19 protein-coding genes and 1 pseudogene are annotated in these 23,341 nt (G+C 55.6%); 13 read left to right on the top strand and 7 right to left on the bottom strand.

What is annotated here, in order from left to right:
- Positions 1-9 precede the first annotated feature (9 nt).
- From ACP_RS15545 to ACP_RS15500, 11 genes and pseudogenes are all read left to right on the top strand, one after another.
- Positions 10-231 carry a hypothetical protein gene (locus ACP_RS15545; protein ID WP_015898292.1) on the top strand — a complete coding sequence of 74 codons (222 nt, stop codon included), beginning with the start codon at positions 10-12 and terminating at the stop codon, positions 229-231.
- Positions 232-252: 21 nt separating this feature from the next.
- Positions 253-1,167 (top strand): hypothetical protein, encoded by a 915-nt coding sequence (locus ACP_RS15540; protein ID WP_015898290.1) that lies wholly within the window; start codon positions 253-255, stop codon positions 1,165-1,167.
- Between the two features lie 174 nt (positions 1,168-1,341).
- Complete coding sequence (locus tag ACP_RS15530; RefSeq protein ID WP_041839661.1) at positions 1,342-2,127, top strand: VirB8/TrbF family protein; 786 nt, start codon at positions 1,342-1,344, stop codon at positions 2,125-2,127.
- Positions 2,124-3,092: a TadA family conjugal transfer-associated ATPase gene (locus ACP_RS15525; RefSeq protein ID WP_041839660.1), complete on the top strand. Its 969-nt coding sequence runs from the start codon at positions 2,124-2,126 to the stop codon at positions 3,090-3,092. The genes ACP_RS15530 and ACP_RS15525 overlap by 4 nt, the downstream gene beginning before the upstream one ends.
- Before the next feature lie 487 nt (positions 3,093-3,579).
- Positions 3,580-3,954, top strand: a complete 375-nt coding sequence (locus tag ACP_RS15520; RefSeq protein WP_015898287.1) for a single-stranded DNA-binding protein — start codon at positions 3,580-3,582, stop codon at positions 3,952-3,954.
- Positions 3,955-4,054: 100 nt separating this feature from the next.
- The gene (locus tag ACP_RS15515; protein ID WP_015898286.1) at positions 4,055-4,624 is read left to right on the top strand and encodes a RepB family DNA primase; all 570 of its coding nucleotides are present in this window, start codon (positions 4,055-4,057) and stop codon (positions 4,622-4,624) included.
- A gap of 86 nt (positions 4,625-4,710) precedes the next feature.
- Positions 4,711-4,956, top strand: coding sequence for a helix-turn-helix domain-containing protein (locus ACP_RS17515; RefSeq protein WP_052294804.1), 246 nt, complete (start codon positions 4,711-4,713; stop codon positions 4,954-4,956).
- 12 nt (positions 4,957-4,968) lie between these two features.
- Positions 4,969-5,532: pseudogene (gene istA, locus ACP_RS18890) on the top strand (IS21 family transposase); the annotation flags it as partial.
- A 15-nt stretch (positions 5,533-5,547) separates the two neighbouring features.
- Positions 5,548-5,958, top strand: a complete 411-nt coding sequence (locus tag ACP_RS18885) for a Mu transposase domain-containing protein (RefSeq protein ID WP_420794754.1) — start codon at positions 5,548-5,550, stop codon at positions 5,956-5,958.
- Positions 5,942-6,724: an IS21-like element helper ATPase IstB gene (istB, locus tag ACP_RS15505; protein WP_015897673.1), complete on the top strand. Its 783-nt coding sequence runs from the start codon at positions 5,942-5,944 to the stop codon at positions 6,722-6,724. The genes ACP_RS18885 and istB overlap by 17 nt, the downstream gene beginning before the upstream one ends.
- Before the next feature lie 314 nt (positions 6,725-7,038).
- Positions 7,039-8,484, top strand: a complete 1,446-nt coding sequence (locus ACP_RS15500; protein ID WP_015898285.1) for a hypothetical protein — start codon at positions 7,039-7,041, stop codon at positions 8,482-8,484.
- A 36-nt stretch (positions 8,485-8,520) separates the two neighbouring features.
- Here the strand turns inward: ACP_RS15500 and ACP_RS15495 are convergent, their stop codons facing one another.
- The gene (locus tag ACP_RS15495) at positions 8,521-10,095 is read right to left on the bottom strand and encodes a hypothetical protein (RefSeq protein ID WP_202944478.1); all 1,575 of its coding nucleotides are present in this window, start codon (positions 10,093-10,095) and stop codon (positions 8,521-8,523) included.
- 119 nt (positions 10,096-10,214) lie between these two features.
- Positions 10,215-11,051: a hypothetical protein gene (locus ACP_RS15490; protein WP_041839659.1), complete on the bottom strand. Its 837-nt coding sequence runs from the start codon at positions 11,049-11,051 to the stop codon at positions 10,215-10,217.
- A 178-nt stretch (positions 11,052-11,229) separates the two neighbouring features.
- On the opposite strand from ACP_RS15490, the gene ACP_RS15485 reads away from it, so the two are divergent.
- Together ACP_RS15485 and ACP_RS15480 are read left to right on the top strand one after the other, a co-directional pair.
- Entirely contained in the window at positions 11,230-13,077 is a 1,848-nt protein-coding gene (locus ACP_RS15485) for an ATP-dependent nuclease (RefSeq protein WP_015898282.1), read from the top strand.
- Positions 13,074-14,786 (top strand): UvrD-helicase domain-containing protein, encoded by a 1,713-nt coding sequence (locus tag ACP_RS15480; RefSeq protein WP_041839658.1) that lies wholly within the window; start codon positions 13,074-13,076, stop codon positions 14,784-14,786. Before ACP_RS15485 ends, ACP_RS15480 begins: the two co-directional genes overlap by 4 nt.
- A 26-nt stretch (positions 14,787-14,812) precedes the next feature.
- Here ACP_RS15480 and ACP_RS15475 read toward each other — a convergent pair whose 3' ends face one another.
- From ACP_RS15475 to mobF, 5 genes are all read right to left on the bottom strand, one after another.
- Positions 14,813-15,655, bottom strand: coding sequence for a DUF5677 domain-containing protein (locus ACP_RS15475; RefSeq protein ID WP_041839657.1), 843 nt, complete (start codon positions 15,653-15,655; stop codon positions 14,813-14,815).
- Positions 15,656-15,688: 33 nt separating this feature from the next.
- Positions 15,689-16,756: a hypothetical protein gene (locus ACP_RS15470; RefSeq protein ID WP_169305998.1), complete on the bottom strand. Its 1,068-nt coding sequence runs from the start codon at positions 16,754-16,756 to the stop codon at positions 15,689-15,691.
- Between the two features lie 215 nt (positions 16,757-16,971).
- The gene (locus ACP_RS15460; protein ID WP_015898278.1) at positions 16,972-18,177 is read right to left on the bottom strand and encodes a PD-(D/E)XK nuclease domain-containing protein; all 1,206 of its coding nucleotides are present in this window, start codon (positions 18,175-18,177) and stop codon (positions 16,972-16,974) included.
- Positions 18,174-20,444 (bottom strand): argonaute/piwi family protein, encoded by a 2,271-nt coding sequence (locus ACP_RS15455; protein ID WP_015898277.1) that lies wholly within the window; start codon positions 20,442-20,444, stop codon positions 18,174-18,176. Before ACP_RS15455 ends, ACP_RS15460 begins: the two co-directional genes overlap by 4 nt.
- Positions 20,445-20,584: 140 nt before the next feature.
- Positions 20,585-23,338 carry a MobF family relaxase gene (gene mobF / locus ACP_RS15450; protein ID WP_015898276.1) on the bottom strand — a complete coding sequence of 918 codons (2,754 nt, stop codon included), beginning with the start codon at positions 23,336-23,338 and terminating at the stop codon, positions 20,585-20,587.
- Positions 23,339-23,341 lie beyond the last annotated feature (3 nt).

The raw sequence follows: 23,341 nt of genomic DNA, 5'->3' as shown, positions 1-23,341 counted from the left end.
GGAGAAACGATGCTGAAGACCATTCAATTCAAGCTGTTGCTCGCCATCCTCGCCGTCCTGATCCTGATCGCCGGCGCCGTTGCCTACCACAGGCACACCGTTGCGAAAGCAGCGGTTCTACGGGAACAGCAACAGTATCAGCGGTTCCGGCAGCAGGTGGAGCAGGACAAGCGAAAGCACAACTCCGCCGCCGCGCATGAGAGCAAGACCTGGCAGAAGTCCAACCCTTGATGTCAACCAGAGAGTCGCTACATGGTTTCCGCAGATTTATTGGCTCAGACATTACCGACCGCAAGTTCCGGCGTGGACTGGCTCTACCAGTTCACCAACAATTTGACCAACCTCACCACGCAGAATGGCGGGGCGCTGACGCAGTTCGGCCTGACGGAACTCAGTTGCATTGCACTCTTCACTCTCATCAGCATGGTCATCAACTGGAACACCTCGGGGATGACGTTGCGCTTTCATACCCATCCGGTACGGGCGGGCGATCTTACCAACTTCCTGTTGCGTCTCATTCTTTGCTGCCTGCTCGAAAACTACTGGGTCAACCCGTTTCCGGGCGCGAGCTTCGGCATCAATCACTTCTTCAGCTACATCGCGCAGGCGATGGTCGCCGTCTTCGATCAGAACTCACTCAATCATCTGCTCATGTTGCTGAAGACGGCAGGCGACAACACCCCCATGCCGTCGATCATGGCTCCCGTTGAGATCCTCTGCTATTTCGTGGTGCAGGGATTGCTTGGCATTGCGTCTGCGATTCTCTTTGTCATCAATTGCAGCGCCTTCATCCTCTACGGCGTGACGGCGCTCTTCGGGCCTGTATTCATTCCACTGCTCATGACTCAGACCTTCCGTGCCAAGTTCTTTCACTTCCTCGACGTGCTGGTCAGCTTCGCGATGATCCGCGCCGTGGCCGCCGCTTTCATCTTCGTGTGGGCCGGATTCATGAACACATTTCTTCAGCAGACCTTCAACGGAAATTATTCGATTGCGATGTGGCTTGCCAACCTCATTCCCTGCATCATGGTGTTCATCGCCTTCATCGTGAACATGCTGTTCATTCCCAGCATGACGCAGGCGATTTTCGGCGGGGCTGCTGGACTGACTTCAGCCGCTCCAGGTGTTGTAGGAAGTTTGGCTGCTTTGAAAAGTGGAGGTGCTTAACGATGTGGAACTTTCTAGTCGCTCTAGGAGCAGGAAGTGCAATCGGAAAGACAAAGGCCGCGCGGCGGCTTTGGAAGCCGATCGTAATCCTGTTCTTCGCAGGAGTATTGATCGCTGGTTTGATCTATGTCTATGTCGTCTTCCATGCCGTCTCGGAAAGGAATCAGGCTCCCCATGTCCACGCACACAGCACCCGTTGAAGAATCCCTGACTCCAGCGCAAGCGCTCCTGACCGACCAGGTCGGCAACGAGGTCTACGCCTCGCATTACGCGGAGCGGAAAGCCTATCGCCTCATCCTCGGCTGCGGAACCGTGCTGCTGTGCGGTTCTATGTGGCTCAACTTCTCGCTCGCCACCCGCCCGGTCGTCGATCGCTACATCCGCATTAATGCCATGGGCCGCGCCCAGGCCATCCAGTACAGTGACCTCGACTTCACGCCGCGCGATGGGGAGGTGCGGACGTATCTTACCGACTGGGCCGACTACCGCTATACGATCCATCCCGACACCATCGCCACCAAGTATCCATTGAACTACTACTTCCTTTCCCAATCGCTGGCCTCACGGCTGATGTCAGAGGACAACCAGAACCACCTTGTCTCGAAGGTCATGTCCGGAGAGATCGAGCAGAGCGACGTTGTGGTTCGCGATGTGACCATTACCTCCATGTCCGTCCAGAAGGTGCAGGGCGAGAAGATAGCGCGTGGAACCGCGCTGGTGGCTCTCGACCGTATCTACTCCCCAACTCACTCCCAGCATCCTCGCACCGAGCACTGGATGGTCAGCGTGACTTACTACTTGAACCCCGCCCAAGTCAGCCGGCAGGCTCAGATCTTCCCGCAGTTCGAAACTATCAATCCGCTGGGCCTGACCATCACGCAATTTCACGAGAACGAGGTCTCGGTAGACCCGCTTACGGTTGGCACGAGCGCGCCCTCCGCAGGAAGTGTGAAGCCGTGAGCTACGAACTCATCCTGCCGTTCTTTCCCGAGGAGTTGCGGGCGCTGCTGCTCGACCCGTCGATCTCCGACCTGATGATGAACGGGACCACCGGCGTCTTTGCAGACCGGGGCGGCAGGATCGAGCGTGTCGCACTCTCGATGCCATACACCAACGACCGCCTGCAGGCCGCGATTGAACGGGTCGCGCGCGTCCTCGGGCAGGATCTCACCAGCCAGAATCCCATCCTCAACACCCGCCTGCCGGACGGCTCCCGCGTGGCGGTCGTCGGTCCTCCGTCTTCCATTCATGGGGCGACGCTGACCATTCGCAAATTCAACCGCTGGTATTCCTCGGACGTACTGGTGGCATCGGGCACGATGACGCAGCAGGTCCGCGATGCGGTCGTTGGGCTTATCCACGAGCGCAGGAACGGCATCATCAGCGGTGGTACGGGATCGGGCAAGACGACGCTGATGAAGGCGCTGCTCGACCATGTCCCAGCCAAGGAGCGGCTCATCGTGATCGAGCAGCCCGCAGAGCTGAAGATTGCCCACCCGAACGCCGTGCGCTGGGAGGCCGTCGATGCTATCCCTGGCCAGGTAGCCATCACGACCAGCCAGCTCGTAGCTGCTGCGCTGCGCCACCGTCCCGACCGGATCATCATGGGCGAGATACGCGACGAGTGCGGCTATGACCTGCTCCAGGCCATGAATACAGGCCACGGTGGAACGCTCTCGACGCTCCATGCAGACTCCGCGCTCGATGCGCTGGACCGGTTGGCCGACATGGCGCTCAGTGCCCGCACCAATCTCAATCAGGCGTTTGTGCGTTCGCAGACGGGCAAGGCTGTCGATTTCGTCCTGCATTGCGAGCGCGATGCCGGGGGCCGCCGCCGAGTCCGGGAACTGCTTACGGTTTCCGGTTACGACCTTAAGAGCGAATCCTTTGAGACGGAGGTCGTCTATCGCGCTTCCTCTGCCTGACAAGCACCCCCCTGAGCTTCAGTCTCTAACCCGAATCCGAGGTCACTCCGATGTCCAACTCTGCTGCCTCTATGGCTGCACAGCCCAACTCGTCTCTGAATTCGCCCGGCGTGGCAATCCCAGCTCGCGACAAACAGCGGTGCAAGTGCTCGACAAAGCCGCTTCCAGAGACCATTGCCACCCCATCGAAGGCAACGGTCAGGGCGAATCGTCATCGCCGGAATCTTGTCCGTGACTTCGGCGCATATGCGTGCCTTCCGCCTCGTATCCCGTCCTCTGCTCGGGATCACGCTTCGGGCCTATCCTGCGCCCGGCGGCAGGCTCGCTCTTCTGCTTCGCGTTCCGCGCCCTGCGGGTTACGGTTTCCGTCTGCGACGGACCCTCCGTAAATGCATAGCTTCGGCCTTGGGAGCAGGGGCCACTCGCTCGCTTCGCGAAGGGTGACCCGAGCAGGATACGGGAACTTCAACGAAACGGAGATCACACCATGTACCAGAACAAAGTCACCCTCATCGGATTCCTTGGCAGCGATGCCGAGGTTCACACCAACAACGACCGCAGCCTCACCACTCTCTCGCTGGCAACCAAGTCCTCTTACAAGAAAGACGGCAAGTACATCGAGCACACCGAATGGCACCGCTGCGTTGTCTTCGGCAAACTCGGAGAGTTTGCCGCCACGCTCACGAGGGGCGCACATATCCAGGTCGAGGGCGAGTTGCGCAGCCGCAAGTATGACAGCAAGAAGACCAACTCGGAGCAGACCATCTGGGAGATCCGGGTGAACTCCATCCTGAAGCTCGACCGCGCCGCCAAAGCAGCAGCGGAAGACGACGAGGACAACCCCGAGGAAGAGGCCGCATAGGCTTCTCCTCCGTAACCGGGAAGTCCGGCGTTCAGCCGGACTTCTTCGGCAGTGAATCCCCCAGCATCGCGCTCGCACCAATCGCTTCGGAGGTACCTCGATGAACCAGGTCGCACAAACCTTTCTCACCCGTTGCTTCGCGCTTGATGAAACGATTGCATTGCTCCTGCGCTCCGAATTACCGGCGAAGGTGATGCAGCGGGTTGTCAGGCTGGAACAGGCGCTCTCGCCGAAATACCTCGCCTGGCTCGTCTACGAGAACCAGCATGGCGCGAATATCTACGTGGCCATGAATACGCTCCGCGCCGGTAGCAGGAAGCGCACCAAAGAGAGCATTGAATGCGTCCGCCATCTCTATCTCGACATGGACAGTGACGGCGACCAGAAGCTGGCTGCTCTTCGCGGCTCCGACGCTGTGCCGACGGCCACCGCAATCCTCTCCACATCATCCGGCAAGTATCAAGTCCTCTGGCGTGTCGAGGGCTTTGACTTCGAGCAGCAGGAACTGACGCTCAAGCTGCTCGCAAACGCCTTCGGCGGTGATCCGGCCTGCACCGATTGCAACCGGGTGTTGCGTATCCCCGGCTTCCTCAACTGCAAGTACGATCCTGCCCACCGCGTGACCGTCGAATATCCCGACGATTCCGTCTGGACGCCAGAGGACTGTTAGCGCCGTCTGAATAATCCTCAAAAGTGGCGTTTGAAAAATCCCCGGTGTAGGCCGAGCGGCGGCATTCTGATCCGGGAGGATGAAGGATGCTGCGACTGGAGGATTTCATGGAGATACAGAAGCTGCATCATGAGGGCTGGAGCGTGACGGAGATCGCCCGGCATCTGAGCATCGACCGCAAGACGGTGCGGAAGTACCTGCGGGAAGCGCCGCGGGCGTATGAACGCAAGCCGAAGAGCTGGAAGATCGATCCCTGGCGGCCCTGGCTGCGGGAGCGCTGGGAGCAGGGCGTGCATAACGCCAGCCGGTTATTTATGGAGATGCGCAAGTGAGGCTATGACGGCTGTTACACGCAAGTGAAAACGACGGTGCGGGAGTGGCGAAGCGAAGACCGGGAGCGGGCGTTTGTGCGTTTCGAGACGGAGCCGGGCGAACAGGCGCAGATGGACTGGGGTCATTTCGGCAACTGGGGCGGCAGGCGGCTGTACGGATTTGCGCTGACGCTGGGCTGGTCGCGGATGCAGTACGCGGAGTTCACACAGCGGCAGGATGTGGAGACACTTCTCAACTGCATGGTGCATGCCTTCCGGCATTTCGGTGGAGTCACAGCGACGGTGCTGACCGACAACATGAAGACGGTGGTGCTGGACCGCATCGATGGGCAGCCACGCTTTCATACGAAGATGCTGGATTTTGCCAGTTACTACGGCTTCGTGCCGCGGGTCTGTCATCTTTACCGGCCGGAGACGAAGGGCAAGATTGAGTCTACGATCCGGTACATCAAGTCGAGTTTCTGGCCGGGGACGAGCTTCGATTCCCTGCCGGAGTTGAACCATCAAGCGCTGGTGTGGTGCGAAGAAGCCAACCGGCGCGTGCATGGAACCACGCGCGAGGTTCCTCTGGAGCGGTTTGCGCGAGAAGGGTTGACGCCACTCGGCGGCCAGCCGGATTACGATACCAGTTACCTCAGCCATCGCCAGGTGGCGAAGGATTGCCTGCTGAGTTATCGCGGCAACCGCTATTCGGTGCCGCATGCGTATGCCGGCAAGAGCGTGGCGGTACGGGAACCTCTGGATGTGCGCGTCATCCGCATCTTTCATCAGCGGGACCTGATCGCCGAACACCGCATGGCCACAGGCAAGGGCCAGGCGGTCATCGACCCGGCGCACTATGCCGGCTTGCCGCGCAGGGTCCGTAGATCAACGGCTCCGATATCAGCGCCAACCACGGAGCTAACGCCCGGTCCCGGCGTCGGCTTGCATCATCCCGTGCCCGTGGTGGAGCTCCGCTCGCTGGATATCTACGAGGAGGTGGCCCATGTCGCTACAGTCTGAACGTCTGCTCAACCACATGCAGCGGCTGCGCTTGTCGCACCTGCCTAACTGCTATGAAGCCATCGCCGAAGAGGCTTCAGCCAAGGACCTGCCCTATCTGGATTTCCTGGAGCAGGCCCTGGAAGCCGAGAGCCAGGCCAAGCACACGCGCAACGTGCGCCTGAAGACCCAATGGGCGCATTTCCCCTACAACAAGGGCCTGGACCAGTTCGATTTCGACTTCCAGCCCTCGGTCGACGAGCGCAAACTGCGCGAGCTGGCCGGTCTGGCGTTTCTGGAACGTAAGGAGAACGTGCTGCTGCTCGGCCCGCCCGGAGTGGGTAAAACGCATCTGGCCATCGCGCTCGGCACCGAGGCCATCGTGGCCGGAAACACGGTCTACTTCGTCACCGTGCAGGACCTGGTGCAGCAGTTCCAGCGCGCCCGCGACGAGAACAAGCTCAAGGAGCGGATGACCCTGCTGGTCAAGCCCAAGCTGCTGATCCTGGATGAAATGGGCTATCTGGCGCTGGATCCCTTCGCCGCCACCTGCCTGTTCCGGCTGGTCAGCGAGCGCTATGAAAAGGGATCGATCATCGTTACCTCAAACAAGAGCTATGGCGACTGGGGCACGATCTTCGCTGACAACGTGATTGCGTCGGCGATTCTGGATCGTCTGCTGCACCACTCCACCACCATCAACATCAAGGGCGAGAGCTACCGGCTCAAGGACAAGAAGAAGGCCGGGGTGATCGCCGCCAAAACCCCCAACAGGGAAGGAGCCTGACCCCAACCTGGACCGGCTTCCGGGAGTATGCGGCTCCGGGCTACGCCCTCCGCCGCACACTCCCGGCCTGATCCAAAATCTCAACCTGCCAAAAGTGGGGAATTTTCAAACGCCCAAATACGAGGAATTTTCAAACGGCGTTGACAGAGGCTTGTCTTCCTTATTCGTGCGCGTCAGCGCACCTGATTTCAGGGTGGGCGTTGCGGGCGGGAACGGCCCGCTGAGGTGGGAGCGGAAGACGCAAAGCGGCTGCAGCCGGGAGGAAATGTCCTCCCGCCTAAAGGGTGCAAAAATAGACTCTTAGGCGGCAGAGAATGGCGACATCGCGGAACGTGATCGGGTTGTTTCTAGGTGCTGGTTCATCGGCCGAAGTGGGTATGCCGCTTGTTTGGGACCTCACCGAAGAATTGAAAGGGTGGCTGACTCCGGAAAAACTCCGCGAGCTGAATGCCGGTTGGAGAAGCCAGGGGACCGGCTACCCGGACGAAGTGATAGAAGACTTCATCTCGGTCCTGGTCAAAGAGGAGATGCATTACGAGAGTCTGCTCGGATACCTCGAAACGCAGGCCAACCGACAATCGTCGTTACGCCAGCAATATCACGGGCTCTATTCTCTGCTTGTAGAAATCGTGCACCACATTCTCCGGATGCGGCACACGAACAATGCTGACCTGATCGAACGCAACCTGACCTTGCTCGAAGGCATGGCCAAACTAGGACAGGGAGATGAACCGCTTTGGGTGTTCTCTCTGAATCACGACATGATCGTGGAATGCGTTGGCGCGAAGTTTGGGGTTCCAATCCGATCCGGTTTCTGCGGCACGCCGATCACATTTCCTCGACGAGATCCGGCCGGCACAAAGATCGGAGAGCTCAAAGCTGAATCATTGACAGAGGACGATCTGAAACGAGGCATGGCCTTCCCGACGTCCGGGCCGATCGGCATCAATCTTCTCAAGATCCATGGCGCTCTCGATGTTTTTTCCTATCGCGACGGCAAGGACTTCGCAAAACTCGTGCCCGACGCGCCGACGGTACGAGGCATCATCGACATGCTGGCCATAGCAGAGCACGAACTGATTTTCGTCGATCCGGCGCGAAGCCGTTCCTTCAAGGCGACCAACGAGATCACCTACGCAGACGATGAAGGAGTCATGCAGTTCCTTCGGCGCTCGCTGGTCGCGGGAACTCACAAGTTCGACAACCGTCACTCTCAGGTAATTCCAAAAGAATTTCTAAAGCAATTCGCGTCCAACATCAATTTCGTTTCCACGCTGATTTGCATCGGATATGGCTTCGGTGATTTGCATATCAACCAAGTCCTGGTTGACTGGTTGGAATGGTCCTCCGAACGGAAATTGGAGATCGTCAGCCCTGGCCCAAGGGTTCCGCCGTTTCTCCTCCATCTGAGGCCACAGGTCGAAATCCACAACGAGGCTGCCTCCGACTACCTGGATCGCGCGGCGGGTATTGTTCGCACTCGCCGGGAGCTGTCGCAACGTCGATTGGGACGATGGTTCTCCAAGTACAGAAAAGCCCCTCAAGAGCAACAACGGTTCTTAACTTTTATGCAGGAGCGACAGAACCATTCCTTTCGCGAACTACTCGTTCGGATGAAAGCGCGAATAGATGCGGGAGAGGGCGGACGGCTAGCGGAGTCACCGCTGGCTGCCGGTGTCTTGGAACAAGAGCTTCAGCGTAAAAATGAGATCTCGTTCGACGCGCTCGTAGAAGAGTTTCTCTCGATTGAAGAATCGTAGACGCTGAGATCACCCTAAGAACTTGATGCATTGCGGTTAGGGGGCTTTGGGCTGAATGATCTCGAACTCGCCCAGCGTCACGCCATAGACCTGCTTGAAGACGTGATCCGCCAAAGCTTCAGAACCAGACTTGTCGGGATTCTCGGCCATCCAGTCGAAGTCAGTAACGAATGGGCCATCCTTCAGAAGCCATTGGCGAGTCAGGTCGTACAGAGGCAACGTCCGGAAAAACTGCTTGAACATTCCCTTTACTGCCTCGTCGGATCGACCTGGATGCTTACGGGGAAACACCCCATGCTTGTCACCGCGATCACTGAACAAGGACAGATGACGCAGCCAGAGAGCTTGCCAATTGGACATGCTCCGCTGACCGGACATGTAGGTTCCGGCCCAACAAAAGAACTCAGGATGATCTAGCCTGTCTTTGCAGAACGCAAGGAAATGGGAGACAAACACTCTGATTGGAAAATTAGTCGGATCGTAGTGAAACGACTCATACTCTTCCATTAGCTTTGCGAGTCCTCGCGCTTGTTCAAACCATTGCGCGAACGCCTTCAAGGCCGCGATTGGCGGGTCATACCCGGCCCGTTTCGTCAGCTCTTCGGATACTGAAATGTACTCTTCCCTGGAATACTGAGTAATTCTGTCCTTGAGATGTGGCAGTTGTGCTGCGGTCTGGCACAGCACTGTGAACCGAACGCCTACGTCAACATCACGAATGAGATCCTCGAAAACCTCGACTGGAAGTGGAAACCCTCGCGTCGGGTTGATTGCCACGTCACAGATTAGCAAGAACAACGCGACAAGCGGATCTTCCAGCGTTTCCGGCCATTGCGATTCGGACAACTTTAGAAACGACTCAAACGCCTCTACATAGATGCCAGATAGGTAGCCTGCATCCTTCCATTCGGCACATGACAAGGGCCGCTCACGCGTCCCGTCGAGAAAGTTGAGTTGGGTAAACCTTGCCTGCCCTTCAAAAATCGCCTTCAATCCGACTGCGGGAAGTCGGACCGGCGATCTCCAGAAGTAGCCTTCGATCCGCTCTGCTCTCAATCGAAGTATCTCCTTGCTCCAGTTGCCATGGGGCACAACAACATGGTCAGGATCGATGACCTCAGAGAGTATCCCAAGCAGATGACTGTACACGACGAAGTATCCGTGGCCTACGGACTCGAAATGCGGCTCTTTGAACATCCAGCCGATGTTCTCGTGAGGAGAATAGGCGTAGAACTTGTAATACTCGACATCCAAGGCATTGTTCACAGCAACGTTCGCGACTGCGAGTTTTGCCTGGGCTGAAGGTCCTTCGCGCTTGAGAACATCATCTGTATAGCGCTTTAGCGACTTCTTTTTGCCGATGGTGGCGAGAATGGTTCGAAGTTCCCCTAAGCTCGAATGGCACTGTGCCAAGTAGCTCAGACTAAACACCAGACCAGAACTTGAACCTACGTGTTGCCACCAATGCACAGTTTCATGGAGGTAGGTAGAAAAGGCCTGCACAGCTTCGGGGGGAAGGCGCGACAGAACGATTCCGTCAACGGGAACCATTTCCAGGAGTTCATGATTCCGCGGACTCAAGCGGAGCACAAAGCGCATGGTCTCGTACATGCCATGGACGTTTAGATTGGACGCGAAGGTAGGGTCCGCCTTGAGGCTTTCATCGACGGAGTCAAGAAGCTCGTGGTGTAGGTTCGAAGACGTGTGGAACGATTCTGACATTAGCCCGCCTAGATCTTGTTTTTAGCCAGCCAGTCAATCACTGCGTACCCCGCGTCGCAGTAAAGCGGAAAAAGTTGTAGAAGAGCGAAGGCCTCTTCTCGTTCCACTCTTCGACCGGTGGGATGGCCTGCGTCATTTCGGGTTTTTCGGATCATGTCGAAGATGCCGGTCAGTTCTGCGGTGATGTCTTCTTTCCCGAGATCACGCGATATCGTCTGCATGATCGGGTCGAGGCGCTTGCGAATCTCATCGTAAATGCGCTTGGCGGGCCTTCCCTTGGTTTCGGCAGAAAACTTGGTCTGCTTGGCCGAGCTATCGAGCGCCGTATTTACCGCATCGCGTAAGGAAAGCAGTAGAGTCTCCGCACTTACGCCGAGCATCACGGCAGAACCGAGATACGAGGCACCGCGAAAACCATCGAGAGATTCCGTGAGATACAGAAGAAGTGTGGGCTCCACCTGGGGCACCTTGACTCTGAGGCGCTCGATATACTTTCCCGTGTCATATGGAGTGAACTCGCCTGATGCCAGACAGGTCTTTCCCCATTCGGTCACTTGGAAGAAAGGAAGTTCCGGGCTGCCCGCGCCACTGCCAATCCCCGTGCCTGGGACGACGATGCCTTGGATAATCAGTCCCCATATGACCCCGCGAACGGCGTCAGAGATGAAAGCTGGAATCTCGTGGGCACCCATCAGCCGCATCGGTGCATCCGGGTAGACTTTCCCGTAAACTGAGCGAGCAACCTCGGCCAGCTCCAAGTCCGAATTAGCAAAGGGGCCTCGCTTCAAGCGTTCGTAAATCCACTCCCGCATCTGCAAAGCGTCGACGGTGGTTGTATTCGCCATAAGCCATTTTCTCAGCAAGAGGCAGACTGGCGCCGAGGAATTGTCTAGGGCTACCTTTTCTGCGGTCAAATAGCGCAGCCAGAGAGAGGGCACGGAGCTAACGAGAGCATTTGCTCGTGACGGAATAAATTCTCGCTATGATTATCCGATTGACAGACCTCTTGTGGAGCTAATTTGTATGCGTGTACGACGGTTGAAAATCACTCATTTTCGTGGCGTAGCTGAAGGCTCCGTTGACTTCACTGGGCACACACTGCTCGTGGGCGGCAACAACATTGGCAAATCTACGATTTGCGAGGCTCTCGACCTCGTTCTCGGCCCCGAGAGGCTATTCCGACGGCCTGTAGTAGATGAGCACGATTTCCATTGTGGGCGCTATCTAGACAAAGACGGCAACCCCATCGAGATTCGTATCGAGGCGACCCTTATTGATCTGTCCGACGAAGCTCATCGTAGATTCCGCGGCCATGCGCGCCGCTGGGACGATAAGAAATGTTCCTTTGTCGATGAAGAGCCCGAAGGCGTGGACAAGGCCGATAACGACGGCGTTATCTGGGCGCTTCCACTGATCTTCATCGGTCGCTATGACAAGGACGAAGACGACTTCATCGGCAATACATTTTTCGATCATCCGACCGGTGAAGCCGATGCGTTAGACGATGAGCTTGAGAACAAGCTGGGCAGTGGGCGGGTGCCGTTCACTCGCGCTCACAAACGCCTGTGCGGCTTCGTTTTTTTGCGCACACTTCGGACCGGATCGCGCGCGCTAAGTCTTCAGAGGGGCTCGCTGCTTGACAGCGTGTTGCGGCTGGGTGGTTCTGGTTCAGTCGAAATGTGGCAAGACACCCTCGGTCGGCTACAGGCGTTGGACCCTGCCATTGGCGATATTGCCCAGCTCAAACAGATACGCGATGAGATTCGGGCGCGCATGGGGCGTTTCGTGAATCTTGCAGACGGTGACGAATCAACTGGATTTTTTGCTTCTGATCTCACTCGCGAACATGTGCGTGAAGTCGTGCGGCTGTTCATTGCCGCCCAACCGGGCAAACATCTTGTACCTTTCGCTCGCCTCGGAACAGGGTCGATAAATCTTCTGGTCTTCGCGTTGCTCACCTTCATTGCTGAACTCAAAGACAGACAATCAGTGATTTTTGCAATGGAGGAACCTGAGATTGCCTTGCCACCGCATACACAGCGACGCGTGACCCGCTTTGTGCTTGCCGAGATGGGACAATCCATTGTTACTTCCCACTCTCCCTACGTCATCGAACAGTTCGAGCCGACACAGATTGTCATTCTTGACCGCGACCATGATGGTCAACTGACGGGAAAACCGATTGACCAAACGGCGATCAAGCCTAAGAGTTTTCGCGTAGAGCGTCGTCAGTTTGCCGAAGCAATCCTGAGTCGAGCCGTTTTAGTGGTGGAGGGCTCGACGGAAGCATCTCTGTTTCCTGTTGCCTCCACGGTGCTGGAAGAAAACCTGCCGTCAGACGACTACATGCACTTAGACCTCGCAGGCGTCACGATCTTCAATGCTGGAGGCGACGGTGCCGTACCTCGCTACGGGGCAACATTTTCTGCTCTGGGCAAACTATCTTTCGGATTCTATGACAAGCCGAATTCACCGTTGACGGACGACGCTGTCAAGAATTTGGCGAACTACACGCAATACTGGGAGTCGCCGAAGAAAGGCATCGAGGCGCTACTGCTCGACGAGATGCCGATCGTCGTTGTGCGGCGCTTCCTTGAGGCGGTGAAGGATAGGTCCGACTATCCGGGCGAGCCGAAGTATCAGGAAGCAATGGATGAGCCGACTGCGCTCAGTCTCGCACTCAAAGTGCTCAAAGCTCGAAAGGGCGATGCCTACGGATACGCCGCCCTGCTGGTTGGTCATTGTGCGACCGCCGAGGAATTACCAAAGACCATCCGTGAAATCCTCACGACTATCCATGACAAACTGCAGGCTGTTCCTGAGGACCTCGACGCTCCTTCACTGCTCGCGCCCGAGGCCTCCGCAGAATGAACTTCCAATTGTGTGACCAACGCAAAGCAATCATCGCGGAGCCAGGTCACCTGCTGGTATTGGGAGGTCCTGGATCGGGCAAGACAACTGTCGCTCTTTTCAAAGCGAAGCAACGATTTTCTACGCTCAAGCCAAGTCAGGAAATACTTTTCCTGAGCTTTTCGCGTGCGGCGATCCGCCAAGTATTGCTCCGCTGCAAGGAGATCTTGAAGCCCGCAGAGCGGCGCGCAGTCGCGGTTCAAACGTATCACTCCTTCTGTATGGATATGCTTCGTGCTCACGGAAGGCTCTTATTAGGGCACCCAGTTCGCTTCATGTATCCCGGAGATGAACGTCTTCAGAAAGCTGCCTTTGAAGGAGATTGGGAAGCAGAGCGTCAACGTCAAGCCAAAGAGATGGGCATCTTTTGTTTCGATCTTTTTGCGCAGGGCGCGGCGGAGCTGCTGGAGCGGTGCGCCGCCCTTCGCAAGCTGATTGGCGATAGCTTCCCGATGATTATTGTCGATGAGTTTCAAGACACGGACGACAATCAGTGGCGCATCGTTGCGCAGCTCGCGAAAGTCGCTGACATTTTTTGTCTTGCCGACCCCGATCAGCGGATTTTTGACTACCGAGATGACATCGACCCGTTGCGTATTGAAGGTCTTCGTACCACATTGGCGCCACGCGAGTTCGATCTGGGAGGGGAGAACCATCGAAGCCCCAACGCCGGCATCCTCAACTTTGCAAATGCCGTGCTCCACAATCAATCACCGCTTCCAGATACTTCGGACATCATGCAGCTTCGGTACTGGCCTCGTGCATTCGCCTCGACTGTTCACGCATGTGTGGTCTTCACGTTTTCGGAGCTGAGGAAACTCGGAGTTGAGAATCCAAGCGTTGCAGTCCTTTCACGTAGTAATGGATTGATCTCCGATGTCTCTGCCATCCTTGCTGAGAAGCATGCCTACAACGGGCGAGAGCTTCCCATCGTCGAGCATGACGTAGTCTGGGACGCTGAGCTTTCAGCCGCGGCGGCGGTTGTCGTGGCTTCCACCCTGGAATGGCCTACGGCGGCAGCGGAGGTCGCGGTCGCACGAACCCTGGCTCTCATTGCTGCTTACTACAAACTCAAGAATGCAGAAGAGCCGACTAAATCTGCTGCAGAAGCGGCCCAGAAATATGAGGCAGCGGCTTCTAAGGTGGCGAGTGAGGAGACACCACGTATTAAGGCTGCGAAGGAGCTATTGGCAGCCCATCAGAGCGGTATACAAATGGTCGGCGACCCTGTTGCGGATTGGAAATCCGCACGTCGCGTGTTGCAGGAGATTTCTGCTTTGGGTGAACTGTACCGCGAGGTCCGACTCGTTCGACTATTCCGGGCAACGGATGCGCTCGCCAGCGGATTGAGCAACAGATGGCTCGCCACGGGCAGCTATGAAGGCGTCAGCGATCTGGTCAAAGGCATCCTCGAACAAGAGAAACTGATTGCTGTTGAGCGTGACCCGCGTGGTTGCATCCTTATGAACATCCACAAATCGAAGGGAAAGGAGTTTGACGGCGTCGTACTCATCGAAGGGGCTTTCAAATCCCATTTCTTCGATGAGCGGAAGGAAGTATCCCCATATGAGCGTAGCCGGAGGCTTCTGCGCGTCGGGTTAACTCGCGCACGGCACCGAGTTACGATTCTTCGCCCCCAAGGTGCGCGCCCCTTAGTCGATCCCATCTGACAACGCGCTTGTAGGGAGTTTTCGCATCAGAAGCCGTTCGCAGCGTAAGTGCGAGGGATTGCGGACTTGACCTGATCCGAATAGGTGGTGAGTATGCTTTGAATCACAGCCAGCCAATTATCGAGCCGCTGGTCTGTCAGTTGATTCATCGTGATGCAAAGTGCCAAAAGCGCGACTACCGTATGGTGTAGCGCACCATCTGCCTGAAAATTCAGAAAGTCCTCATGTATAGCGATTCGTTCCGGGTGAATGTAGGCTTCGAGGGAACGATAGCCACCATGCACATAGGTGTGGCTTGAAGGAAACAGGACCTTACATACTACGCCGAAAGTTGGCACTCCAAGTTTCTTGTCAATCCGTTCGCCTTTGGAAACTATATCGAGGCGTGTCCAGCTAAAATCCTGTTCGGTTTTTCCGATCATTTGTTTGATGGATTCGGTATGAACTCGGAACTGATCGCGCAGCTTCTCAGACATTGTGCCAACCGCTTCGGGCGAGACGGTCTCCGCAACACGCAACGACTTGGCGAGGGAGATCGAATCGAAATGCAGAAATGCGTTGACTTCGTCATCTTCCGCGATTTGGATGTATGCTCCGTTCACGATCGACTCGATGAGTGTACGCACTAAAATATACATGTCTTCGAAATAAGGCCTCTCAACGCACAGCATACGAATGGCGTTGCTTGTGTTGATCGCCTTCATCGCGGTGCCAATCAAAACGGCAAGGCGCGCGCCAGCAAGACCTTCGAGCGGCAGTGTCTCATTGAAGTGGGTGCAGAACAGCCGCAGCGTCTCCGACGCAACCTCGTGCCCCTTCAAAATCAGGTCTCGATTGGTGAGTCTTTCCTCTTGTTTCTCGTCTGACATTGTTATTTCCAGTTCAAAGATTGTGAAGGGGGCTCACAGCTTCGCGAATATCATTGGGCCTTGCTGAAGTTCGGCGGCCTTCCCGACGTAGCCCGATGTGCTGGGCTCATCAGAATAGGTGTAGCGCCAGCCGATAGACCGCTGCGGAAGTATTCGAGAGGGATTCGCGCCCAATCGAACGCGCCAGGTGAAGGGTTTCAGACGCGGTCCTGCGAAAAAGAGCATCCGTGCAAAGAAACCATCCTGATTGAACTCGGCCGTGAGGATATGGCTCCACTGTTTGAGTCGAACATGGTCGGGCTCCACTTCTGGCAGAATCACGTCATCGACAATCTTTGCGAGGGGCTCACCAGCGCCGTGATAGATGAAACGCTTGAGATCGTCGAACTCATCTTCGAATCCGGAGAACTGAAACATGGCAAGGACATAATGGAATGCGATCTTGGCGATGGCCCTTATATATGGCAGTGAAATCATCGCGTTCATCTGGCCTTCGATCTGCTGACTTTCAGCTACATCGAGTGGCGAATCTGGCATTTGCTTGAGCGCGTCGCCCACGACGTTCTGCAGCTCTTCTTCATCCTTCTCCCCGGCGATACAGGCGACGAGCTGCCATTCACGCCAGGTGGGACTCTGTTCCTCCAGCTTTTTCTCAATGAGCCCGGATCGGATCGGCACATGAACGAAAGTTCCATCCGGCTTGCGGAATAGGAGTTGATGCATCAGGTAGGCTTCTGTGTCGGAATTCATCTCCCATAGGAACTCCTGCTGCAGAGAGGGATGCATTGCCTTGACTGTGAGTGGGGGCAGTCCCAGCGTCGGTTCTACGAAAATGTTCTTCGGATTGTTATTTTTTCTACCTTGTACGCCAAGTATCTTCCTGAAGAAAGCCTCCGTGCTATTTCGCAGAAAAACCTCCTCAAGTTGAGCGAAGCGCTTCTGGCAGTCATAGCAAATGAAGTCTCTGAGGCGGACATCTCCCTCAAAGTTTCCGAGCCCGGCAGGAAGGTAGTGCTCTTTCGGGTGAAGAGGACTTGTGCCTGGACAAAGACCGGCCGGAGAGGTGTAGAGGCACCGGTTTTCGCGATTTCTCTTGTCCATTAGCAATCACATTTTGAGACTTCGTAATTATAGGTTTTCCGTGCGCGCTTCAGGAGCAGATGACCGTGCGTGGTCGGCTGCGTGAATTAAGTATAGCCTTGTAACCTCATCTTATGTGCGGACGTTAGTTCCAATACGGCACCAAGCAGGAGATCGCTGAGTTCGTGCGGGCGCGGCGCATCACGGCCGAGACGATCGCACCCGACTATAACGTCTCAAACGTTGATTGCAAGTTGTGACGGACGGCTCACGATTACTACATCAACGACGCCTTGTATTTCAAGCAATGCGCGCCTAGTGATATCGTGCTCCTGAACGCTTGCTGAGTCGTCGTAGATGAATACGATCAACGCCTCGTATCGAAGATCCCTCAAATACGGGATGCAATCTTCCTGCACTTCCTTTTCGATCTTTTTGAAGTCATCTTTGCTGTTTGCAAACTTGGCTTCGATGATGAGCTTCAGCGAGCCGATTCCGAAATCGGCTCGGTACGTTGAATGGCCGAGCTTCGGAAGCGTATCTTCATCAACCACGTCGTTGAAATATGACCGAAGGATGAGCCAAAGGATATCTTGCACTTCACGCTCTTGACGGATGGGCCATTTGACAGGGCTTTTCAGGTTCGGTCCGTCGTTCCGCCATCGTTTCATTGCAGCTTCGAAATTATTGAGAACCTCAGCGACGTTCCGTGGACTCAGTGACGCAGCGCCGAGGGCTTGAAACAGTGTTGAGTTGACGCTTTCCCAAATGAAGGCGGCCTGCGCGGCCGATTCGAAGCGCGGCTCAGTAGCGGTCTGAAACAGAATTTCTTGCCTGGAAGACTCGAGTTGTTGGTTTGATGGAATACTCTCCGTCATGCGGTGCCTAACGAACCAATCCTGAAGGGAAAGCATATAGAGGCTCAGATCACGGCCAACCCCAAGTGGGATAGGAATATCCCACGCTCGGAAATAGAGATATGGAAACAGGGGGTCATCTTTACTTAGCCCTTTTTGCTGCATGCCTTCCAGCACGGTACGCGACCAAGCCAATGTTTCTTTGCCATCATCGCCAAGGCTCTTCGCGCCCAAAATGATGCCCAGCAGTCTGGTCGAATTGCGGGCCAAGCTCAGATGCTCTCCCTTGAAAGCATCTCGCTCCCGAATTCGTTCAAAACCTTCGAGTAGTTTTTCTGCCATTGTGTAGACGGGAAATGCCCACATGGAATATCCCAAGGCAGCAACATGGTCGAGGGTGGCAGCTCGATAATGTTGCTCGATCCACTGTTCGTTACAAAGCACCTGCCAATCAATGTTGAATCGTATGTTGTCCTTCAGAACGTGGTGAGCGAGTAGACCTTCGACGGAGCCTGGACGATTTTGTTCCAAAATCGCGACTCGCAATTTATCCAGTCCTGGTTTCAGAAAGAGTTGTTGGCTCATAGGAACCAGCGCCTTTCTTTCAGTGCGGTCGAAAGCGTCTCGGGATTCCAGTTCTTAACCCTTCTCAAATGCCCCAACAGATCTACGATCATGTCTGAGTAAGAAATCGAAACTGGAAGCGTTGACGGGTTGAAACCCCTCCATGAGATGAAGCTGAGATTGAAAATTTGGCGAGCGATATAATCCACGCTCTTGAACGTGGACTTCTCGTGAATGCTCACCAGTACTGGATGAGGGCAACCTTGCAGTGGCGTCTTGACCTGAAATGGCCCGGACAAAGTCAAAAGAGCAGCGTTTGGCCCTAGAGGCACACATTGTCCCCTCTGCGGGACCGCCACTCCCTTCATTGTGTCGCCGAACTTCACTCCCCTCGATGCGGGATCTAGCAACATCCAGTTGTGCGAGTCACTGACATGAACGAAGGCATATTGCACGTCGAAATCTTTGAGTGATCGTGCGAAGCGATCAACTGCCTCAGCTTCAGCATCTTTGTACTTCTTGAACTTTTGATGGAAGATGAATCGGACCCTGTCTTTTGGTCTCCAACCGAATCGGCTCCTGAGTTCACTCACAGTCTCCGAGAGAGACTGAGTCAGAGCATCAACGTACTCTTCTGAAGGCACCTCTTGAGTATTGTTTGCCAACAGGTACTGGCCATCGCCGCTGAAAACGGTCGTAATTCCGATCACCCGCTCGCCTGCACCACGACGGCTTTCGTTCAATCTGGCGCTTCCTATACCAACGATAATCTCGTGCGCCATATCGCTGTTCTGGGTCAGCGTCCAAGGGATTCCGCCAAGCTTCGCGTACATAGCAAGCCCGATATTATTGAGAATGTAGTCAAGGCTTTTTCGACGGATGGTTTCGATATTCAATAGTTGTACTGGAACACCTTGCGCCATCAATCGCGCTTTAGTGGTGTAGTACGGGTTCGACGCATCGGGAAGCCCTCGATACTGCGAACGGATGATTGCGATTGCCATGTCTGGCTTCTGTTTCAACGCCTCCAACGAAGCATCCTTGTAAATGTCGTCGGAATTCGAACTGCGCTTCACTTCGTGGAACGTAAAATCGCAACTGCTCAAGTGGTATTTGCGGACGAAACCTTTCCGGAAAGGCGATCCATCAGGAGCGTTGGGTAGCCCCTCCTTCAGCTTTCTCAAAAACTCTTCGGCATCCCCGGTGAACTCTTGCGGACAGATGACGGCGATGCGCACCCGTTTGTTTGGAAATGACTCTGCGTCGTAAGGACCATTGAGGTCGATTTGCTTGTCGACAGGCCAAGGAACGGTTAACGAACCTCCAGGGCGAAGGACACATTTGGGAGAGTCGAAAAATCTGGAGTAGCCGGCATCATTGCCTCGTGAACACTCATGGGGTTTCTTAGCGATCCGCACTCCTAAGCCGACGGCGCACGGAATTGGGGATTTTGCTTCCAACCAGGCTCCAAGTTGATGGAGTCGCTGGGTCTGATTGGGAGCGCCGGTCACTTTGTAGCTTTCCTGAAGAAGCGAGCTCGAAAAGGCATCGTAGTCTTTGCCAAGGAGGCTTCGGCCGACTGCCTCGATATTTGTACGACTACCTTCGAAATAGCACTGATCGGCTGGATACTCCGCATAGTCAGAATCGACTAGGGTTACGTTGTCCTTTGTGAAGCGGTCGATCCGTCCGAGGTAGGCCCGATCAAACTGATGTTCGGACTCGTCAACTAACCGCACGGCGTACATGCCGGCTGCTGAAACACCCTGAGCCTGAAGTTCAGCGACATTCTGGAGGAAGACGTATTTGATTCCAAATCCAATAAGAACTCCGCTCGCGATGTCCCCCTCGTGCGGAGCTAACGGCCTAACGTCGAGCGTGTATTCGGGGAAAATGCCAAATACGTCTTTGCGGTTAGAAGCGAGATTATGTTTTTCGAGTAGGAGCGTGACAGGGCGAAAGCCGATAACAGTCTCTCTGCCAGCAGCTTTGAAATATCTATGTAATGCTGAGCGTGCGAGCGCATTCGCTAACTGAAAGTCGGAGATGATGTTGAAGTCTGTTTCAGTGCCAATTGCGATCGCGTTTTCTACTACCGGGATGCAGGCGATTTTATTTCCCATTCGATGAAAAACATGGGAATCCCCATGCTTCTCTCTCAACTTGCTCAACTCTTTGCTGATTGGGTCGTCGGAGGTCCAGTTTTTTTCTGAACCTTCAGGAAAGGTCAGAGCGCCCCCTTTGAATATGTCGGCAGTAAAACGTAGCGGCAGGTAGTTGAGATGCAAGTGAGTCCCTTCCAAGGCAGAGTTCAGGAGCTAGTGGCAGATGTCGTATCGTTCACATTGCACTCCACTTGGGTATTTGCGGTCAAGAATTCCTCACACAAGAACGGCAAAGCGTTAGCTAAGAAGGGCGGACGTCCAGCTTAGTGGGAAAGCGCATGCCCAAGCCCTATGGATCGGGTCTCCGCACGGTCTTGGATCAATTCTGGCCGCGGAGCTGGAATGGCCGAGGTCTTTGATACATCGCGGCTGAGACTTTCCGCTAGGTTGGACGCATCATTGGTGAATATCTGAGCCTCTTGCGAGGCGCGAGAGACGGATACATAGGCGAACCGTCCGTTAATCAATTCCGGGTGAACTTCGATATCCATGTTCACTAGGACGCGCTCTGAGGTGAGCCCCTGCGCGCTGTAGGACGTTACCGCGTATCCGTGGTCGAAGTGACGCATGTCTCTCGGGTCGAACGACACGTCTTTTCCGCTATCCATTCGCAGGGTAATACGTCCCGCATCGTCGAAGCTTTTGAGCGTTCCTAGGTCGCGGTTTGCGACCTGCAGGTCGCGGTTGGGGGCTGTCAGTTGCACCCGGTCACCAATCGCAAACTCGCGTTCAATCTCTTTGTAAGCGGATATGCCATGCAGGCGTGAGGGGTCGTAGGTCACAAGCTCTCCGTCTGATTTCCGGATCGTGACAAGGTTGTCTTTGGGTGTGGCCGCGATCACCTCAGCGTAGCTGCCGCCCTCGATACCAAGCTCTTTGCTTCCTCGGATGTAATGAAGCACGTCGCCAGGTTGATAGCGGGCTGCCCAGGCTCGATCCGCCCCGGTCATGTCCGAACGTGGCGTCAATACGTTGATGGAGCGATCTTCCGCGTCCAACCTTCCAAGACTCTGTAAAGTCTGCCGGACGGCCTGATTGATTGCCCGTCGCGAGGCGTTATCCGGCGAGACGATGATCGTCTTTTCAGGATGCATTGCATAGGCTTTGGCGATGGCCGAGATGCGCTGCTCCGGGTCGACTATTTCCGTGACCCGCCCCTGTTGCTGGAGCATCTGAAGTCCGGCTTCCGTTTGATTCTTCGATAGGTGTTCCACTGCCCGAAGGAGTTCGGGATCTTTCTGACGGACGATTCGATCGAGAATCGCTGTTTGCATCCCAGACTGCTGTAACTGCTCGAAGGGTTTGCCAGCGTCTACGCCTTGGTGTTGGCGAACATCGCCGATCAGTAGCACTTTGTCCTCTTTGCTGATGCGCCGGAGAAAATCTCGCATCTGCTCCGTCGAGGCTAAGGAGGACTCATCGACCATATACAGATGTCTCCGGCCCGGAGCGTCTTGAACCCGAGCTCGTGCGAGGAAACCCTGTAGGGTGTCGGCGGAAATTCCCGCATCGCGGAGCTGGTGTGCAGCACGCGATGTCGGAGCAAAACCTTCGACCACATAGCCGTTTTGTTCCGCTCCCAGGCGTATCGCGGAAAGCGTACTTGTTTTTCCTGAGCCTGCGCTCCCTTGCAGTCCCTGTATCTGATCGCGAGAAGTGAGTATCTGTTCGATGGCTTTTCGCTGGGTCTGATTCAGTTGTTGGCGTGCTTCCGTGAGCGGGATAGCGTCCTGAACCGACATGAGCTGCGGCGACCGATGCTGTCCTTCGCGGACGGACGCGATTATCTCCTTTTCGGCTTGGATCGTTCCTGCCGTGGTGAAGGAGCGCGCCGCTGCTTTTCCATCATGGGAGACTTCTCGAAACTCACCGGAGCGCACGCGGGCCTCGAAGCCGGCACGTACCTCTGGATAGGTCATCTCACCCATACCCTTGCGCATAGCGTCTACTAAGATCGCGCGTTCATCGAGCACCGCTTCACGCTCGAAGCCTTTATCTCGCGCAAAAGTTACTGCTGAATTGACCTGCTGTTTTCTCTCATCAGGTGGGTTTTCCCGGGCTTGTTCCTGACGGCGCGAACGTGCTTCGGCGATAACTGTGTCTGCCTGATTTCCAAACTCCGCTGCGATCTGACGATGTGCAGCGACAACCTCCCTTGGGGAAAGGATTTGTTTGCCGTCGCGGGTGTTGTGAGCTGCAATCTGGGCAGCTTCTGGACCCGAAAAGCCGCTTCGGGCAACGGCTTCGACGATCTGCTGCCGTCGCGGGCTGGAGGCGTCAAGGTATTCCTGCGAATAGCCCTTGATCTCAGGAGCGCCACTGCGCCCAGGCTCTATCTCGTACCCGAGCGAACGAAGCTGATACGTGAGATGGGACTGGTAGACGGCAGTTGCGAATTGCTGCGTCTCGAACAGACTGCGCGGTTGCAGGGCGCGTATGGTTCCATCTTCACACTCGGTCATATTGAAGACGACGGCATGGGTATGAAGCTGGGGAGCCGCGTAGCCGCCGACCGGGCGGGCCGTGTCGTGTTCAAAGGTCGCGGCCACAAATCGCCCGGTAGTTTCAGGAGGATTGTTCCCACCGATGCGGACTTGGGTATAGCGTTCCAACTCGGCGAGCGCAAAGGCCACCGCCTTTCGATGTGCCTCGCGAACTTCGCTGTCGCCGCCGACCAGCGCCGTCAGCGATACCGACTTTGGAGCGGAAAAGGTCGCATCCCAACCTGCCCGATGTTCCACAGGCGTGACGGTTCTACCGTCCTCCGTCTTGTACTCGTGAACGGCCCGATGACGCACAAGCTGCTCGCCGGTCTGCGGATGCTGACCTTCCGCAAGCCGTGCGAACTCCTGACCGCCGACAGCTCCGGACAGTTCGAACTTCTCTGCGAGCTGACCGCGCCATTCACCCTGAATGATGTCCTCCTGCTTCCAATAGTTTTGCTCCGCGGCGGTGAACTCCTTCGCGTGGTAGGTCTGCGCTTGTGTGGATGAAAGCGGTTTGGAAATTGTCAACATGGC

The sequence above is a fragment of the Acidobacterium capsulatum ATCC 51196 genome (assembly GCF_000022565.1).
GTDB lineage: Bacteria > Acidobacteriota > Terriglobia > Terriglobales > Acidobacteriaceae > Acidobacterium > Acidobacterium capsulatum.
Note: the sequence above shows the minus strand (reverse complement) of the source record. Positions and strands in the feature narration are given on the sequence as shown.

What these genes read in the sequence shown, in the direction of transcription:
- ACP_RS15540 (WP_015898290.1), top strand. Translation starts at nt 253, where the DNA reads ATGGTTTCCGCAGATTTATTGGCTCAGACATTACCGACCGCAAGTTCC.
- ACP_RS15480 (WP_041839658.1), top strand. Translation starts at nt 13,074, where the DNA reads ATGAACTTCCAATTGTGTGACCAACGCAAAGCAATCATCGCGGAGCCA.
- ACP_RS15545 (WP_015898292.1), top strand. Translation starts at nt 10, where the DNA reads ATGCTGAAGACCATTCAATTCAAGCTGTTGCTCGCCATCCTCGCCGTC.
- ACP_RS15500 (WP_015898285.1), top strand. Translation starts at nt 7,039, where the DNA reads ATGGCGACATCGCGGAACGTGATCGGGTTGTTTCTAGGTGCTGGTTCA.
- ACP_RS15470 (WP_169305998.1), bottom strand. Translation starts at nt 16,756, where the DNA reads ATGGACAAGAGAAATCGCGAAAACCGGTGCCTCTACACCTCTCCGGCC.
- ACP_RS15475 (WP_041839657.1), bottom strand. Translation starts at nt 15,655, where the DNA reads ATGTCAGACGAGAAACAAGAGGAAAGACTCACCAATCGAGACCTGATT.
- ACP_RS15530 (WP_041839661.1), top strand. Translation starts at nt 1,342, where the DNA reads ATGTCCACGCACACAGCACCCGTTGAAGAATCCCTGACTCCAGCGCAA.
- ACP_RS17515 (WP_052294804.1), top strand. Translation starts at nt 4,711, where the DNA reads ATGCTGCGACTGGAGGATTTCATGGAGATACAGAAGCTGCATCATGAG.
- ACP_RS15460 (WP_015898278.1), bottom strand. Translation starts at nt 18,177, where the DNA reads ATGAGCCAACAACTCTTTCTGAAACCAGGACTGGATAAATTGCGAGTC.
- ACP_RS15485 (WP_015898282.1), top strand. Translation starts at nt 11,230, where the DNA reads ATGCGTGTACGACGGTTGAAAATCACTCATTTTCGTGGCGTAGCTGAA.
- ACP_RS15495 (WP_202944478.1), bottom strand. Translation starts at nt 10,095, where the DNA reads ATGTACGAGACCATGCGCTTTGTGCTCCGCTTGAGTCCGCGGAATCAT.
- ACP_RS15520 (WP_015898287.1), top strand. Translation starts at nt 3,580, where the DNA reads ATGTACCAGAACAAAGTCACCCTCATCGGATTCCTTGGCAGCGATGCC.
- ACP_RS15490 (WP_041839659.1), bottom strand. Translation starts at nt 11,051, where the DNA reads ATGGCGAATACAACCACCGTCGACGCTTTGCAGATGCGGGAGTGGATT.
- mobF (WP_015898276.1), bottom strand. Translation starts at nt 23,338, where the DNA reads ATGTTGACAATTTCCAAACCGCTTTCATCCACACAAGCGCAGACCTAC.
- istB (WP_015897673.1), top strand. Translation starts at nt 5,942, where the DNA reads ATGTCGCTACAGTCTGAACGTCTGCTCAACCACATGCAGCGGCTGCGC.
- ACP_RS15515 (WP_015898286.1), top strand. Translation starts at nt 4,055, where the DNA reads ATGAACCAGGTCGCACAAACCTTTCTCACCCGTTGCTTCGCGCTTGAT.